At 63.7% G+C, this 15869-nt stretch carries 13 protein-coding genes; 5 read left to right on the top strand and 8 right to left on the bottom strand.

What is annotated here, in order from left to right; all coding sequences use genetic code 11:
• Window positions 1-96: 96 nt before the first annotated feature.
• Window positions 97-939, top strand: a complete 843-nt coding sequence (locus C2L66_RS02000) for an EcsC family protein (protein WP_060599288.1) — start codon at window positions 97-99, stop codon at window positions 937-939.
• Here the strand turns inward: C2L66_RS02000 and C2L66_RS01995 are convergent.
• From C2L66_RS01995 to C2L66_RS01960, 8 genes are all read right to left on the bottom strand, one after another.
• The gene (locus tag C2L66_RS01995) at window positions 909-1859 is read right to left on the bottom strand and encodes an alpha/beta hydrolase (protein WP_060599289.1); all 951 of its coding nucleotides are present in this window, start codon (window positions 1857-1859) and stop codon (window positions 909-911) included. The two genes, C2L66_RS02000 and C2L66_RS01995, sit on opposite strands and share 31 nt — an antisense overlap.
• A 162-nt stretch (window positions 1860-2021) precedes the next feature.
• Entirely contained in the window at window positions 2022-2456 is a 435-nt protein-coding gene (locus C2L66_RS01990; RefSeq protein ID WP_060599290.1) for a CHRD domain-containing protein, read from the bottom strand.
• Window positions 2457-2621: 165 nt separating this feature from the next.
• The gene (locus C2L66_RS01985) at window positions 2622-7109 is read right to left on the bottom strand and encodes an ATP-binding protein (RefSeq protein WP_082670287.1); all 4488 of its coding nucleotides are present in this window, start codon (window positions 7107-7109) and stop codon (window positions 2622-2624) included.
• Window positions 7093-7839 carry an aquaporin gene (locus C2L66_RS01980; RefSeq protein WP_054929684.1) on the bottom strand — a complete coding sequence of 249 codons (747 nt, stop codon included), beginning with the start codon at window positions 7837-7839 and terminating at the stop codon, window positions 7093-7095. Before C2L66_RS01980 ends, C2L66_RS01985 begins: the two co-directional genes overlap by 17 nt.
• A gap of 179 nt (window positions 7840-8018) precedes the next feature.
• Window positions 8019-8660, bottom strand: a complete 642-nt coding sequence (locus C2L66_RS01975) for a response regulator transcription factor (RefSeq protein ID WP_060599291.1) — start codon at window positions 8658-8660, stop codon at window positions 8019-8021.
• A gap of 87 nt (window positions 8661-8747) precedes the next feature.
• Window positions 8748-9458: a response regulator transcription factor gene (locus tag C2L66_RS01970; protein WP_060599292.1), complete on the bottom strand. Its 711-nt coding sequence runs from the start codon at window positions 9456-9458 to the stop codon at window positions 8748-8750.
• 134 nt (window positions 9459-9592) lie between these two features.
• Entirely contained in the window at window positions 9593-10246 is a 654-nt protein-coding gene (locus C2L66_RS01965) for a response regulator transcription factor (protein ID WP_054929681.1), read from the bottom strand.
• A gap of 657 nt (window positions 10247-10903) precedes the next feature.
• Window positions 10904-12190 carry an MFS transporter gene (locus tag C2L66_RS01960; RefSeq protein ID WP_060599293.1) on the bottom strand — a complete coding sequence of 429 codons (1287 nt, stop codon included), beginning with the start codon at window positions 12188-12190 and terminating at the stop codon, window positions 10904-10906.
• 116 nt (window positions 12191-12306) lie between these two features.
• Here C2L66_RS01960 and C2L66_RS01955 point away from each other — a divergent pair, with 116 nt between their 5' ends.
• The 4 genes from C2L66_RS01955 (at window position 12307) to C2L66_RS01940 (ending at window position 15867) form a co-directional block, all read left to right on the top strand.
• A complete protein-coding gene (locus C2L66_RS01955; RefSeq protein WP_060599294.1) occupies window positions 12307-13200 on the top strand; it encodes a LysR family transcriptional regulator in 894 nt (297 codons plus the stop codon).
• 385 nt (window positions 13201-13585) lie between these two features.
• On the top strand, window positions 13586-14299 hold the full coding sequence (locus C2L66_RS01950; RefSeq protein ID WP_035986656.1) for a c-type cytochrome: 714 nt from the start codon (window positions 13586-13588) through the stop codon (window positions 14297-14299).
• Window positions 14296-15642 (top strand): c-type cytochrome, encoded by a 1347-nt coding sequence (locus C2L66_RS01945; protein ID WP_060599295.1) that lies wholly within the window; start codon window positions 14296-14298, stop codon window positions 15640-15642. The genes C2L66_RS01950 and C2L66_RS01945 overlap by 4 nt, the downstream gene beginning before the upstream one ends.
• A 42-nt stretch (window positions 15643-15684) precedes the next feature.
• Window positions 15685-15867: a hypothetical protein gene (locus C2L66_RS01940; protein ID WP_054929676.1), complete on the top strand. Its 183-nt coding sequence runs from the start codon at window positions 15685-15687 to the stop codon at window positions 15865-15867.
• Window positions 15868-15869: the final 2 nt, after the last annotated feature.

The following is a 15869-nucleotide window of genomic DNA, read 5'->3' as shown; positions in this document are numbered from 1 at the left end:
AAGGAATCATACCATGCTGAATGGTTCTAATTCGGGTGCGTCGATTGCGACCGCTTCCTCCGACGATTCTCAAAAATACCGACACTCAGGGACATCATGGAACCCACTATGCTCGCCGCCCCGCCGCTTTCCGCGGACGATCTCGCGGCCCTGCGCCGCGCCAAACACGAGCTCGAAAGCCCGGCGCTGACGATGAAGCTCGCCAGCATCGTCGGCTCGCCGATGGAAAAGCTGATTTCGCGCATGCCGTCGATCGCCAGCGACAAGGTCAACGACGCGACGCAACTCGCACTGCGCAAATGTCTGCAGATCGCGCTGCGCACGCTCGGTCGTCCGATGGGCGGCGCGCCGCTCGGTGCCAGCGACCGGCCGAGCAATCTGCTGCACAAGTTCGCGGTGGCGACGACGGGCGCAGCGGGCGGCGCATTCGGGCTGTTCGCGCTACCCGTCGAACTGCCCGTCACGACCACGCTGATGTTCCGCTCGATCTGCGATATCGCGCGCAGCGAGGGCGAGGATCTGACGTCCGTCGATGCACAACTGCAATGCCTGACGGTGCTCGGCATGGGCGGCACGTCGAAAGCCGACGACGACGCCGATTATGGCTACTTCATCATGCGCGGCGCGCTGGCGCAGGCGGTGTCGAAAGCGTCGTCGGAGATCGCGACGAAAGGGTTTACGACACACGGCTCGGCGGCGTTGCTGCGGCTCTTGAACACGATCGCGGCGCGCTTCTCCGTGCAGGTGAGCGAGCAGATTGCTGCGAAGTCGATTCCGGCCATCGGCGCGGTGCTTGGCGCGATGGTCAACACCGTGTTCATCGATCACTTCCAGCAGGTTGCGCACGGCCACTTCACCGTGCGCCGGCTCGAGCGCCAGTACGGCACCGAGGCCGTGCAGGCCGCGTATCAGGCGATCGACCTTTCGCTCGCCGGATGAATGTCGCGCGGCTCGCTCGTCACGCGCGCGACGAAGCGCGCGGCGAGATCGAGCGCACGGCGCGCTTCGGGAATGAACGGCGCCCAGAGCTGCCACACGTGCGGCATCTTGCGCCAGATCTCGAAGTCGATATCGACGCCCGCTGCGCGCGCCTTGTCCGCGACGCGGCGCGAATCGTCGAGCAGGACTTCTGTGCTGCCCACCTGCATGAAGAGCGGCGGCAGCCCCTTCAGTTCCGCGTAGAGCGGCGATGCGTATGGATGCGTAGACGGCGTGTCGGCGAGATAAAGCCTTGCGGCCCTTGCGATGGAAGGGCCGTGAAACATCGGATCGATGCCGTCATTGGTTTGCAGCGACGCGCCGGTCGCCGCGAGATCGGTCCACGGCGAAAACAGGATTGCACCGGCCGGCAATGGCTCCCCCGCATCGCGCAGCGCGACCAGCGTTGCGAGCGCGAGGCCGCCGCCCGCCGAATCGCCGGCGATCACGACCGAGTCGGGCTTCGTGCCGTCTTCGAGCAAGCGGCGATACGCGGCCAATGCATCGTCGAGCGCGGCGGGAAACGGGTGCTCGGGCGCGAGACGGTAATCGAGCGAGAACACCCGCGCGCCGCTGCGCGAAGCAAGCCCAAAGGATGCCGCGCGATGCGTTTGCGGCGAGCAGAAGTAATAGCCGCCGCCGTGCAGATAGAGGATCGTCGCCGTGTGCCTGCCGTCGACGCGCGTCAGCCATTCGCCGCGCAACGGCCAGTCGTGCTCGCCGTAGCGTTCATCCAGCGTCCAGCCGGACGGCACACGCGGCGTGTACGCGCGTTTCGCCGTCAGCCTGCGTGCACGTTCGGCGCTGATCGTCGGATGCCGCGTCTGCGGATGAAACTGACGGCGCAGGAACCAGCATGCCAAGGCGCTTTGCCAACTCATCGGGCACTCTCCGTCGCGGGTTGAATCGCCATGGTACGTGGCTTTCGACGCGCTTCAGTCGAAGTCGGCTTCTATTGGCGACGTGGACGCGCGCGCGCCGTTTGAAAACAAACGGCCGGAACCCTTGCTTGAAGGTTCCGGCCATCGTACTGCGTGCTTCGCTTAATTCGCCGGCAACACCTGCCCGCGAATTTCCCCCGTCGGATTCTGCGCGGTGTGAACGTTGAAGTACCACTGGCCGCCCATCAGGTCGGTGACCTGATGCTCCGTCAGCGTTGCCGAGCCTTTGATCGGACTGGCGAGCGCGTTTTTGTCGATGGGCACCTGCACCTTGGCGTTCTGCCCGACGGGCGCTGGACCGTGGAAATGCGCCATCGTCACGGGACCCGACAGACTCTCGTAAGTCGCTGTCCACTTGAGTGTATTGGTGGAGGTATCGAACGTGGCGTTCAATGCGCCATGCCCGTGACTCACGCGCGGCGGCACTTCACTCGACGGCTCCAGGTCCGCCTTCAATTCCACCGTATCCGCCAGCGCGACGCCCGACGCCAGCGCCCACAAGACAGCCACCATGCTCAGCTTTCGAATTGCAATCATCGTTCTCTCCGAGTCTTTGCGCGCTGGATCGGCGTCGCTTCACGCGTGGTGCGTGAGCAGACGCCGTCTCATGCGCCAGCACATACTAGTGTAATTCGGAGCACTGCGCGTGACGCACGCGCAGCGGTGCAAGGCGTGGCGAAGCGGGAGAAGGAACGGGGGAACTCAGGCGAGCAGCGCCGCCTGCTCTTCGATGCCGTCGAGCATCGCATTGCACGTCCGCACGAGCGCAATGCCCTCGCTGCGCAGCGCATCCGACGGCGCCGAGGTCAATTGCCCCCGATACTGTTCGAGCGCGCCGAGCAGCGGCGGATACTGCAAGACGCCCACCGCGCCAGCGACACGATGATGCCATTGACGCAACGCCGGAATATCGATGTCGTTCAGCAGCGGCGGCAACGCGCGCAGATCGTCGCGCACGGCCGACACGAACGCATCGAGCAGCGATTTGACCGTCGATTCACTGCCCCAGATCTGCGTCAGCTGGCTGAGATCGACGGGAACGAATGGGATGCCGCCGGCGCTTTCATGTCCGGCATCCGGGACGACAGCCGTGGTTGCGTCGCCTAGCGTGGCGGGCCGCGCGCTGTCCGCGCCGAACCAGCGGCTCAGATATTCACGCAAGGTGGCGAGCCGCGTCGGTTTGACAAGGCAATCGTCCATGCCGGCCTCGCGGCATGCCTTCAGATCTTCGGGCGCGGTGTTCGCGGTGATCCCGAGTATCGGCAGATGCGCGCCTGTCAGCCGCTCGCTTTCGCGCACCGATCGCGCCAATTCGTAGCCGGACATGATGGGCATGTGACAGTCGGTAATCAGGAAGCCGTACGGTGTGGCGTCGAGTGCTTCGAGTGCCTCGGCGCCGTTATTGACGACGTCGCACGCGAAACCGAGCAGCGCCAGTTGATGACGGATCAGCTCCTGATTGACGGGATGATCTTCGGCGACGAGCACGAGGCGCCCGCACGCAATCGCGCGCTCCCGATCCGGCGGCGCGGCCGCGGTTTCGGCTGCGCCGGGAAGACGCGCGGGCGTCGGCGAAAGGCCCGTCAACGCGGCCGCGCATGCCGCGCTCAGGCCGCGCCATGAGATCGGGTTGATGCTCACGCGCACGGCGTTATCGACGATCCGGTAGCCCGTCGGCTTCGGCTTCTCGGTCAAGCTGATGATTTTCGCGCCGGCCTGCGCGACGGCCGCCGGCAGTTCGACGCCGTCGCCGACGAAGATGAGGTCCACGCTTCGCAGCGCTTGCGGATCGCGCAACTCGGCAAGGTCGGCACCGGCGCACCGCAGTTCGATGCCGAGGGCCGCGCCGAAGTGCGCGAGCGCCTTCGCGACGCACGCATCCGGCGTCGCAACGATGCCGCGCTTGCCGCGCAATCCGCCCGCCGTGTATTGCTGCATTTCGAGCGGCATGCGCAAACGCAGCGTCATATGCGTGCCTTTGCCAGGCGTGCTCGACAACGACAGCGTGCCGCCCATCAACGCGATCAGTTTGCGGCAGATCGTCAGCCCCAGGCCCGTGCCGCCGAAGCGCCGCGTGGTCGACGATTCCGCCTGCATGAAAGGCTCGAACAGGCGAGCCTGGACCTCGGGCGCGATTCCAATGCCCGTATCGACGACGGTCATCTCGACCGTTTGTCCCGCCTCGCTCTCCTCGACTACCTTCACATTCACGTCGACCTCGCCTCGCGGCGTGAACTTGATCGCGTTGCCGAGCAGATTGAACAGGATTTGTCGCAGACGTACGCTGTCGCCGCGCAGCGTTGCAGCGATTTGCGGATCGATATCGACGCGCACCTTGAGACCTTTCTCATGCGCACGCCCCGCCAGCAGACCGACCGCCGTATCGACCAGATCACGCAGGTCGATCGGCTCGGACTCGATGGTCAGTCGTCCCGCCTCGATCTTCGAATAATCGAGCAGGTCGTCGAGAATCTGCAGCAGCGCACCCGCCGATTCGTGGATCATCCCGAGCATCTCACCTTGGTCGGCATCGAGCCGGGTGCGCTCCAGGACTTCGACGAGTCCGAGCACACCGTTCATCGGCGTGCGGATTTCGTGGCTCATCATCGCGAGGAAATCGTCCTTCGCACGCGATGCCGCTTCGGCCAGATCGCGTGCGCGCGCCAGTTCGTCGGCGCGCAGGCGTTCGATGCTCGCATCGACCCAATAGCCGCTCCAGACGGTCGCATTGCTCGGCTCGCGACGCGGCACGAGTTGCGCGCGAACCCAACGCTGCTCGCTCGGACCGTCGATCCGGAACTCCAGATGCAGCGGCTCCGACATTTCAGCGGAACGCTCGAGCGCGGCGACGACGCCGGGACGGTCGTCCGCGCAAATGCTGCCGAAATCGAGCGCTGGGCGGCGCATCAGCACAGCGCTGTCGTAACCCAGCAAGTGTTGGGTATCGCCGCCTACATAGGGGAACGTGTATCGGCCATCGAGCCCGCGGCGCAACTGGAAGACGACCGCCGGCAACGAGCTGGTTACGTCGACGAGACGCCGCTGCATCTCGCTGGCGAGCATTTCGGCGCGGCGGATATCGGTGATGTCGACCAGCGTGCCGAGCACGCAAAGCGGCGTACCGTCGGCGCCGTTACAGATGCACACGCAAAAGAGTCCATGCCGGATGTCGGACTCGCCGTCTTCGAACTCCAGTTCGATCTGCGTGGCCGAGCCGCTCTGCAGCGCTTCGCGCGTCAACTGTTCGAGACGTGAGCTATTGTCCTTCCCCCAGGCGTGCACGTCCGCGCTCGTGCGGCCGATCACGGCTTCACGCCTGAGGCCCGTCGCCTGCTCGTAAGCCCTGTTGACGCCGATATAGCGCCCTTGCAAGTCTTTGGCGACGAGCGGATATGGGACCATTTCCATCATCGTCTGCTGGAAGTTCAGCTGCGACTCGAGCTCGCTCTCGGTGCGCTCGCGTCGACCCACTTCACGCTGCAGCAACACATAGGCGCGCAAGGTCACCAGCAGCACGACGCCGATGCCGATCAGCACGGGCAGCAGTCGCAGTGCCGTCACGCTCCAACCGCCTTGCGGCGGCGCGTCGCCCGTCACCCATTTCTGACGGATACGCTGGCGCTCGGAAGCAGGCATCGCGAGCAGCGCGCGGTCTATCAGCCCCGCCAACGGCGCGAGGTCGTCATGAACCGCGAAGCCGACGGGAGCTGGCTCGCGCACCACGCCGACCACTTTCAGCACGCCCGCATATTCCCGTGTCAGCGCAGCGTCGATTTCCGCGACGTTGCCCACCAGCGCGTCGGCGCCGCCGGCGGCCAGCAGTTTCAGCGCGGCATCGAGATTGGGCGCGACCGTCGCGTGCGTCGCGACGACGCCGTACAACTCGAATGGCAACGCCCCCTGGCTATGCATCGACACCACGATGCGGCGCGCGGCAAAATCGTTGAGGCCGCGCGCAGCAGGTTCCGCCTCGCGCGCGACGATGACAAGCGGATAGGTTTCGTAGGCGCGGGTAAAAGTTGCGTGCTCCAGTTCGGAATCATTGCGCGTGGCAGTGGCGAGCAACGCGACGTTACCGCGGTTGAAGTCGGCAATCGTGGTCGGCCAGTCCTTCGCTGGAGCGCGGTGAAACGAGAGGCCGAGCGTGCGGCCCAGATAGTCGAGATAGTCGGCGGCGATACCCGCGGGACGGCCAAGCTCGTCGAGCGTGGTGAACGGCGCCCAGTCGGCGTCGAAGCCAACGGAAAGCGGCGGAAGCGACTTGAGCCACGCCTGCTCCTCACGGCTTAGCACGAGACTGGACACCGACGGCTCTGGCCGCGATTCGAAACTGCCGCCGATCCAGCGCGCCCGGATTGCGGCTTCGTCGTCCGGCCGCAACGCGGACAGCCCGCGGTCCAGCTTGTCGCGCAGCTCGCTTTTCGCGGCGGGCACGGCAAAGCGCATCTCGCTCGCCTGCCCCGTCTCCTCGAACGCGATACTGAGGTCACGGAATTCCGGGTCCGCCAGATAATGCCGCACGGCAGGCGTAAAACCGAAATAGGCGTCGTCGTCACCCCGCTTGATGGCGCGCAACGCGGCAAGCGTGTCGGCGAAGCTGTCGATACGTGCGCGCGGGAAACGCTCGCGTAGCACGGCGCCGAGCGCGAACCCCCGCTCAATGGCGACGCGCGCGCTTTGAATCTGTGCCTCGCCCGTGAAAGCCATCGCATTGCTCGCCCGCGTCACGACGGAAGTCGATCCCCGAAAATACGGCACCGAGAACGACAGGCAATGCTCGCGCTCCGGCGTGCGGGCTATGCTCATCAATACATCCACGCGATTCGCGCACGCGGCGGCAAGCAACTCGTTGAGGTCTGGAAACGACTTCGTCGTGATCTCGACGTCCGGCCCGACGACGGCGCGCAGATAGTCGACGCTCAGCCCGGTGATACGGCCTTCCTGAAACATCTCGAACGGCGACCAGCCGTTGGTGAGCACGCCGACTATCAGTCTGGACGGAAACGCTGGTGGACGCGCGCCAAGCGCGGCTTGGGCCGGCTGACCGCTCAGCAGTATCAACAGCAGCGCGAGGCTTGCCTTCAATGCCAGGCAAACTCCCGGCAACCAGGCGCGACGTGTGGCGTGAACACGAGAATGGGTGAAGATGCGCGATCGGTCCATGTGCGTACGCTCAGGCCGACTCGCCATGCCGCCCCCCCCGGGACGGCTGCGCGAAGATATCGCCCGGGTCGCCGGACAGATGCGAATGGAGCAAGCCGGCAAGCATGCCGCCCGCCAGCGGAGCCGCCCAGAAGAGCCACAACTGGTCGAGCGCCCAGTCGCCTACGAACAGCGCCGGTCCCGTGGAACGCGCGGGATTCAACGATGCATTGGTGATGGGCGTCGCAACGACGTAGCTCAGCATCAGCCATACGCCTGCCACGAGCGGATCGATCAGGTTCGCCGACTGGACATTGGAAACGAGCATGCGCACCAGCACGAACGCAAACGACATGGTGATTTCGACGGCCAGCGCGGAATGGAGCGGATAGTCGCCGGGAGAATGGTCGCCATATCCGTTCGCGCCGAACTCGCTTGCTGCGAGTTCGAAGCCGGGACGTCCGCTGGCGATGTAGACGAGCAGCGCCGCACCTGCGAGCGCGCCGAGCACCTGCGCGGCGATATACGGCGCGAGATAGCGAACGGGAAAGCGTTGCGCCGTCACAAAACCGACGGTGACGGCAGGATTGAAGTGGGCGCCCGAGAAGCGCCCGAGTACATAGGTCGCTGTAGCCAGCGCGAGACCGAATGCGAGCGGCGCAGCGAGAAGGCTATTCCCCTGCGCCCCAGCGTTGAGCATGGCCGTGCCGCATCCAACGAACACGAGCCACGCCGTACCGGCACCTTCGACAACCAACCGCTTTCCCAGCCCTGACATGCATCCTCCCGTAACGGCTCGTCGCGGCAATTTTTTGAGACGGCTTACATACTTGCGCCGGGTGTCGATTGATTCGCATGACAAATCAATGTTGGCGCCGCTCCCCCGCGATCCGGGAGTCCAACAGAAGATTGTTGGCCCCGTGAACGAGATAGAGAATCAGACAACTCCTAAACCATTCAGGTGAGGCCGATCTGGCAGGCAAAGTCGATCACGTCAGCCTCCGTCTCGAGTCCGAGCTTGCGCATTGCATTGCGCTTCTGCGTGCTGATCGTCTTTGCGCTACGGTTCAGCCTGGCGGCAATCTGGCCGATGGTCAGACCGCTCACGTACATCGTGAAGACTTTCCATTCGCCTGCGCTCATCACGCCGGCCCGCGGCTGCGGTGTGCCCGCCTTCGCAATGGCGGCGCGCGCGTGATCTGACACATAACCTTGACCAGTCAGCGCAGCGTCGATTGCGTGAACCAACGATGCGGTGATATCCCGCTTGTCGACGATCGCCGCAACGCCATGCTGCAGCAGCCCCATCAGGATGGACGGCTGATGAATCATGGTGAGCACGACAACCGGCAACTGAGGCGTCTGATGCAGCAACCGCCGCAGGAACTGGATCGCATTGCTTTCTCCGTCGATGCCCGGCATGCCGATATCCGTTACGACGACGTCGCATGCGCATGCATCGAGCAGTTCGGCGAGCGCCTGCGTGTTCGCTGCTTCGCCCGCCACCGACACATGGGCGATCTGTTCAAGCAGACACCTGACGCCCACGCGTACACACGCGTGATCGTCGGCGACGATGACGCGAATCTTGTTTTCCATCTTGTTGTGATCTTGTTGATGGACCGTCACCGTACAGCGCGTTCCCCTCGAGGACGGTCACTTCGCCAGGGTTGCAGCTTCGCTGCGTCAGCCTCTTTTGCCCGACCCGCCGGGGCTGCTTGATGGATCGTCAGGCACCAGTCCATGTTCGACGGCGAACCGGAATAAATCGGCATCGCTATGCAGCGACAGCTTGCGCATTGCAGTGCATTTCTGTGCGCTGATGGTCTTGACGCTGCGGCCGAGCCTCAGCGCAATTTCGGTCACGCCGCGCCCGGTCGCATAGTGCGTCAACACTTCGAGTTCGCGTCGCGAAAGAACCTGTCGGACATAGTCGATCCGGCGCGACAACGTGGCGTCGGCGAGCAGCACGCGAATGGCGGGGCCGACATAGCATTCGCGCGCCAACGCGGTGATGATCGCCACATGGATCAGATCGATACGGTCGCGCTTGCTGAGGACCGCACCCACGCCCAGCGAAATCACCTTTTGCAGGCAATCCGCCGCGGTTTCCATGGTCAGCACCACGACCACGACGTCGGGATGACGTTCCTTGAACTGTCGAACCATTTCGACGCCGTCGCCATATACGCCGCCGGGCATGTGCAGATCCATGACGACCAGCTCGCATTTGATACGCTGCGCCTCGGCGAACAGCTCCGATGAGTCCGTTGCCTTCCCAACGATCTCGATATTGGGGAACCCCGACATCAGATTCTCCATCGCGAGCAGGACCAATGGATGGTCGTCGGCGATGACGGTGCGGATTGGCCGTGTCACATCCTTTCTGATATTCACGCGTGATCGCTCCCTGTGCTCTGTAGATTGGTATTGATTTGGCGAGCCTTTAGCCGGCTGAGGATCAGACATTCAACCGCTTCCCGACATAAGACTTCTCTGAATTTGAATGAACCTCTAACAACTACGCTTGATTAGCGGTCCTGTATAACTTTCTGTGCGAAACCGTACGCCCGCACGAACGCAAAAAGCCCTGGGTCGTTGCTGACGCCCAGCTTCGCCATTGCGTCGCGCTTTTGGCGGCTGACCGTCCGCACATCCCGCCCCAGGTCACGGGCGATTTCGGAGATCGACTTGCCGCGCACGAACATGCGGATCACCTCGGCCTGGCGTGGGGAAAGATTGCGCATGGGCGATATGCCAATTGGCTCACCGCTCGCTTCTGCGAGCGTCAGCAGGATCGACTGGCTGACGTAGGAACGGCCCGCGCCCGCCGCGCGGATAGCCGCGGCCAGCTCGTCCATTGATTCGCTCTTGTTGAGCATGCCGGTCACGCCGTCGGACATGATCGACCGGAGAATGGCCGCGTTAGTCAAACTGGTCAGCACGACGATGCGCACCTCGGGCCAGCCGCCCCGGATGCGCCGGATCAGCCGCAGCCCGTCGTCCGCGTCACCCGACGCATCCGGCATGGTCAGGTCCGTGACCAGCACATCGCATGAGGTCTTGCTCATCAGTTGAACGAGCGACGAAGGGTTCGTCGCCTCGCCGACGATCGTGAATCCTCCGTGCGCCACGAGCGTGGCCCGGATACCGAGCAGAACAAACGGATGATCGTCTGCCAGCATGATTCGAAGATTCACTATTGCCGCCTTGTTATTGGTTTGTGTTTGTCGATGTCGAAACGCTCATTTCGCAGCAACGTCGAAACGAGCCCGCTTTACGACAGCGCTCGCGACATATAGCGAATCATGTTCCGACAAATGAATCAAAACATTTACGTCAAAAACGGAATATCAGAGAGTTCCGAATCAATGGCCGATTCAAAGATAAACTACAAGGTTCGTTGAGTAATTACCGATTTCAGAATTCTCCATTGAGATAGCGCTTAACCATTTTCATCACGCTATTTCCGAAATTTCCAAAGAGCTGCTAGGAAACCACAGCGCTCAGAACGACGGCACGCAGAGGCGATCGGCGCACCCGGCTCGTTCTCGCAACATCGCGCCAATGCATCTTAGATTCGCCTTGAGTACGAGGCACGTCGCGGAATAGCGGTCACGAAATACGCTCACGAGAGAAGAACTCCCTTAGAAATCGAAACCCGTTAAATCAACCTCTAAAATAATTCCTACTTTCACAGCAGAAACATCAGACACATCAGATCGAATTCCATCCATAGGACGAACTCGATTAACTTCACCTCGAAGCAATACCGCAAATAAAAAAGGCGTCCGGCTCATCACCGGACGCCAAAAGAGATGTTCAGAAAAGTGTCGACGCGATCACGCCCTGGCTCTCGACGCATACCGCGCCGTGCGCACAGGGCGCGGGAAGATGGGCAGCGCAATCAGCGCGCACGCGCTCGCGATCGCCCACACGGCCGGCCACGATGTCGCCGCGAGCAGCGGCGGGATGGCGAGCGGCGTCACGAACAGGGTCATGAACGCGCACGTGTTGCCCATCGCCAGCGCGGTGCCGGCGCGGCGCGTGCCCGCGAGCGTCGCAAGTTCGGTGTAGGCGACGCCGTGCCATGCGGACGCGCTCACGCCACCGAGCACCACCATCGCCGCGAGCACGATCGCGATTGCGCCATGCGCGCCGTGCGCGCCGTGCGCGCCGTTGGCGCCCGCGGCAATCAGCGCGAGCGTCGCGAACAGCAGCGCCGTCAACACGCTGCAAGCGCGCATGTACTGACGCCGGTTGCCGTGCCGGTCCGTCCAGCGCCCGCTCCACACGCGCGCGACGGCGGCGCCCGTCTGCACGGCGGCCATTGCCGCGCTGATCTCGAACACGCCTGCATGGCCGAAGTCGTGAAGAAAGACCGTCGCGAACGTCACGACGGCGAGCTGCGGCACGCACAGCACGCCGATGCCGAGCGCAACACGCCACACGCCGGCATCGCGCAGCGGCGAAACAGACTCGGCCGAGGAAGCCGCGGGCTCGCCGCCCGCCCCTGATTGCTGGCCGGCCGACGCAGCCGCGACGGGCGGCTCGTGCAGCCAGCGCCACGCGAACCACGCGGTCACCGCACACAGCACGGCGAGCACGCCATACACGGCGACGAAGCCGAAATGCGCGGCAAGCGAAGGCAACGCCAGCGCGCCCAATCCGCCGCCTGCGGGCACGGCCGTCTGCCGGATGCTCATCGCGAGGCCGCGCTCGCCTTCGCGAAACCACGCCATCACCGCGCGCCCGCTCGACCCATTGACGCTGCCGCCCAGCAGCCCGACGGCCAGCAATCCGAGCGCGAGCGGCACGATGCCGGGCGCAACGGCGCCGTGCGGCACCACGAGGCCTGCCATCGCGGCGAGCGCGGCGGCCGTCGTCAGGAGGCCGAGCAGCAGCACGCGCCGGTCGCCCCATCGGTCGGTGAGCAATCCCCATGGCAATTCGCTGACGGCGATGCCGAGCCCCAACATGCCGAGCACGAGGCCGAGCCCGCCGTTGCCTATGTGATAGCCATTGCGCAGAAAAATCGCCGTCGTCGGAATGCCCGAAAACGCGGCCGAAAAGCTCGCGTTCGCGGCAAAACCGACGCCCAGCACCTTCCAGCGGTGATTGCCGCCCATTCCAGATCCCTGTCCCACGCTCGCCTCCAGTTGTATCGGTTGGCGACCATCGTAGGATTGGACGATCAATCGGAAAAGCGGGAAAATAGGATGTCATCCATCGGAAAATCCGAAACATGAACCAACGTGCGTTCGACCTTGCGCAGTTGCGCACCTTCGTTGCCGTCGCGGAAGCGGGCAGCGTGTCGGCGGGTGCGGAGCGCTTGTTCCTGTCGCAATCGTCGGCGAGCGAGCAGTTGAAGAAGCTTGAAGAGCGCGCGGGCCAGCCGCTGTTCTTGCGCGGCAAGCATGGCGTCACCGCGACGCCCGCGGGCGCGAAGCTGCTGGACCACGCGCGCCGCATTCTGGCGATGAGCGAAGCGGCGTTCGAAGATCTGCAAGGCCGCTCGCTCGACGGCGAACTGCGCATCGCGATCACCGACTACTATCGGCCGCAGGATGTCGCGCGCGTGCTGAAAATGTTTTCGGAGCAGCATCCGCGGCTGCGGCTGCATGTAACCGTGCTGCCGAGCGCGGTGATCGACAGCAGCGTCGAAGACGACACGACGTTCGATATCGGCCTGTCGCTGCGCATCGTCGCGCCGGACACGAAGCGCGCAGTATCGAACCGGCCGCACGCGGCGAGCACCGTCGTGCGGCGCGAAAAGCTGGTGTGGGCCATGTCCGCCGACGCCGAGCCGAGACACGTCGCCGCGCCTTTTCATCTCGTGCTGCTGCCGTCCACGTGTCAGCTGCAACGCTTCGTCGTCAGATTGCTGGACGAGAACAAGGTGCCGTATCTCGTCTCGCATTCGGCATCGGGCATGGCGGGTCTGCAACTGGCGTTGAAGGCAGGGCTCGGCATCTCATGTCTGAATGAATCGTCGATCGGCCCGGGCATGGTGCTGTGTCCGCCGGCCATCGGCCTGCCCCAGTTGCCTGCCGTCGAGTTCCATTTGCTGCCAGGACGTCCCGGCGAAAACGCACGCGTCACCGATGCGCGCGAAGCGTTCATGCGTCTGCTCGCGTGAATGCATTTGCAGTATCTGCACAAGTGCTTAGTTGACACGACAATTGCTGCAACTGTTTTTGCTGCGTTGAAACGCGCCCGATTGCCACCTATGATGATTGCAACGCCAACGTCATCCCGATGCCTTACTGTGTCGACGCGTTCGCCGCATCGACGGCAGGCGCGAGGCATACGCGCGTCAATCCGTACCCTCTTCTGCGGGCTTTTACGGGCTTGACTAGACTGTCGTCGCCGCGCATCAAGTATGCAAGAGAAGCAGTTATTCGCATGTCGTGGGTCGCTTATGCGGCAGCGGTAGAGAAGCAAAAGAGAAGAGCGCAATGCGTTTCTTCTCAAGGGTGCAACACAACGATACCTACAAACCCTATTTCCCTACGAGGCCAGTCGTGCATCGCAGAACCATCGGCTCTTCGATCCTTTTGCTGCTGTGCGCCCTTTGTGCGCGAGCGTCATCCGCAGCGTCGAATGACGCACCCGCGCCGTCGGCGATGGACGAGAAAATGCACGCCTGCACGACCTGCCACGGCGCGCAGGGCCAGGGACGCAACAACGATTACTTTCCGCGTATCGCGGGCAAGCCCGCCGAATACCTGTTCAATCAGTTGACGGCGTTTCGCGACGGCGGCCGCACCTATCCGCCGATGGGTTATCTGCTCGCATTTTTGCCCGACGAGTACCTGCACAAGATCAGTCAGTACTTCGCCGATCTGCAGCCGCCGTATCCGAATCCCGACACCAACCCGGTGCCGCAAGCGACGCTCGATTACGGCAAGCAGGTCGTCATGCAAGGCGACACGAAGCGCGGCATACCGGCCTGCGCCGCCTGTCATGGCGAGCGTTTGACGGGCCAGCAACCTGGCATCCCCGGTCTGCTCGGTCTGCATGCGAGCTATATCGCCGGGCAGATGGGCACGTGGCGCTCGGGCACGCGTCACGCGCTCGCACCGGACTGCATGCACACCATCGCCGTCAAGCTGAGCGACAAGGACATCACCGCCGTATCGAGCTGGCTCGCGCGCCAGCCGCGTCCCGCCGATCCGCGTCCCGTGCCGCGATTGCCCGGCAAGCTGCCGCTCGCATGTGGGAGCCAACCGGAATGAAGACTCTCTCCTTTAGCTCCGTGTCGATCAGCTCCGTGTATCGCATGCCGCGCGTCGCGCGCCGCATCGCCGTGTCGCTCGCCGTGGGCGCCATGTTCACGCTCGCCACGCTCGCGCCGAACTCGCCGCTCGTCGCCTGCGCGCATGCGGCAGAAGCCGCGCCGCCTGCTGGACCGGACACGCGCCCCGAGATCGTCAGGCGCGGCGAGTATCTTGCGCGCGCGGGCGACTGCGTGGCCTGTCACACCGCGCCGCGCGGCAAGACGTTCGGCGGCGGCCTCGCGATGGAGACGCCGTTCGGCACGTTCTACACGCCGAACATCAGCTCCGACAAGGAGTACGGCATCGGCAAATGGACCGCCGACGAGTTCTTCAAGATGATGCGCACGGGTAAAAGTCCCGACGGCAAGCTGATCTATCCGGTGATGCCGATTGCGGCCTACACCAAAGTCACGCGCGAAGACTCCGATGCGATCTTCGCGTATCTGCAGTCGGTGGAACCCGTCCATCAACCGAGCCGCAAGCTGGAGCTGCGCTTCCCGTTCAATCAGCGCGAGCTGCTGATCGGCTGGCGCTCGCTGTATTTTCGCGAAGGCGAGTATCAGCCGAACCCGAGCCGTTCGGTCGAATGGAATCGCGGCGCGTATCTGGTGGAAGGGCTCGGCCACTGTTCGATGTGTCACACGAAGATCAATCTGCTCGGCGGCTCGTCGAAGAGCGAGCAGTTCGCGGGCGGCCTGATCCCCGTGCAGAACTGGTACGCGCCGTCGCTCACGTCCGACAAGGACGGCGGTCTCGGCGACTGGAGCATCAAGGACATCGTCGATCTGTTGCAGGCGGGCATCTCGGATCGCGGCGCGGTCTATGGCCCGATGGCCGAGGTCACGTATCACAGCCTCCAGTACCTGAGCGATGACGACGTCAAGGCGATGGCCGTCTATCTGAAGACGCTGCCCGACAACGACCCCGGCCGCAAGACGGGCCCGTCGGCGACCGTGAAGCCGGCCGTGTTCGAGAACGGCCAGCGCATCTACATGCAGAAGTGCGCGACCTGTCACGGCGAGCACGGTGAAGGGCGACTGCAGCACTATCCGCCGCTGGCGCACAACCAGTCGATCGAAATGGACTCGGCCGTCAACCCGATTCGCATCGTGCTGAACGGCGGTTTCCCGCCCGGCACGCGGCGCAACCCCGAGCCGTATGGCATGCCGCCGTTCGCGCAGGAGCTGAACGACACCGATCTCGCCGCCGTCGTCACGTATATCCGCACCGCTTGGGGCAATCATGGCCAGCCTGTGACGGCGAAGCAGGTCAATGAACTGCGCAAGGCGCCGTTGCGCTAGCACACATCAGTCGCATAAACCCTGTCCTCGGAGATATGGCAGATGGACCCTAACGTTCACTCCGGCGACCGTTCCGGCAACGCTTCGGACGACGAAGTCCAACGCATCGTCGCGCAAGGCCCGCACGGCGCAATCGCGGTCGCGGGCGTAGCAGCCGTGGTGGTGCTGGCAATCTGGATCGGCTTTTACTTTCTCGTGTTTCTGCCGCGCGGCGTCATTCACTGATC

It is taken from the genome of Paraburkholderia caribensis, from assembly GCF_002902945.1.
Lineage (GTDB): Bacteria > Pseudomonadota > Gammaproteobacteria > Burkholderiales > Burkholderiaceae > Paraburkholderia > Paraburkholderia caribensis.
This window is presented reverse-complemented; position numbering and strand designations above follow the sequence as displayed.

Bases quoted from the DNA above. Each gene is read 5' to 3' on its own strand.
- C2L66_RS02000 (WP_060599288.1), top strand. From the start codon at position 97: ATGGAACCCACTATGCTCGCCGCCCCGCCGCTTTCCGCGGACGATCTC.
- C2L66_RS01995 (WP_060599289.1), bottom strand. From the start codon at position 1,859: ATGAGTTGGCAAAGCGCCTTGGCATGCTGGTTCCTGCGCCGTCAGTTT.
- C2L66_RS01990 (WP_060599290.1), bottom strand. From the start codon at position 2,456: ATGATTGCAATTCGAAAGCTGAGCATGGTGGCTGTCTTGTGGGCGCTG.
- C2L66_RS01985 (WP_082670287.1), bottom strand. From the start codon at position 7,109: ATGGCGAGTCGGCCTGAGCGTACGCACATGGACCGATCGCGCATCTTC.
- C2L66_RS01980 (WP_054929684.1), bottom strand. From the start codon at position 7,839: ATGTCAGGGCTGGGAAAGCGGTTGGTTGTCGAAGGTGCCGGTACGGCG.
- C2L66_RS01975 (WP_060599291.1), bottom strand. From the start codon at position 8,660: ATGGAAAACAAGATTCGCGTCATCGTCGCCGACGATCACGCGTGTGTA.
- C2L66_RS01965 (WP_054929681.1), bottom strand. From the start codon at position 10,246: ATGCTGGCAGACGATCATCCGTTTGTTCTGCTCGGTATCCGGGCCACG.
- C2L66_RS01960 (WP_060599293.1), bottom strand. From the start codon at position 12,190: ATGGGCGGCAATCACCGCTGGAAGGTGCTGGGCGTCGGTTTTGCCGCG.
- C2L66_RS01955 (WP_060599294.1), top strand. From the start codon at position 12,307: ATGAACCAACGTGCGTTCGACCTTGCGCAGTTGCGCACCTTCGTTGCC.
- C2L66_RS01945 (WP_060599295.1), top strand. From the start codon at position 14,296: ATGAAGACTCTCTCCTTTAGCTCCGTGTCGATCAGCTCCGTGTATCGC.
- C2L66_RS01940 (WP_054929676.1), top strand. From the start codon at position 15,685: ATGGACCCTAACGTTCACTCCGGCGACCGTTCCGGCAACGCTTCGGAC.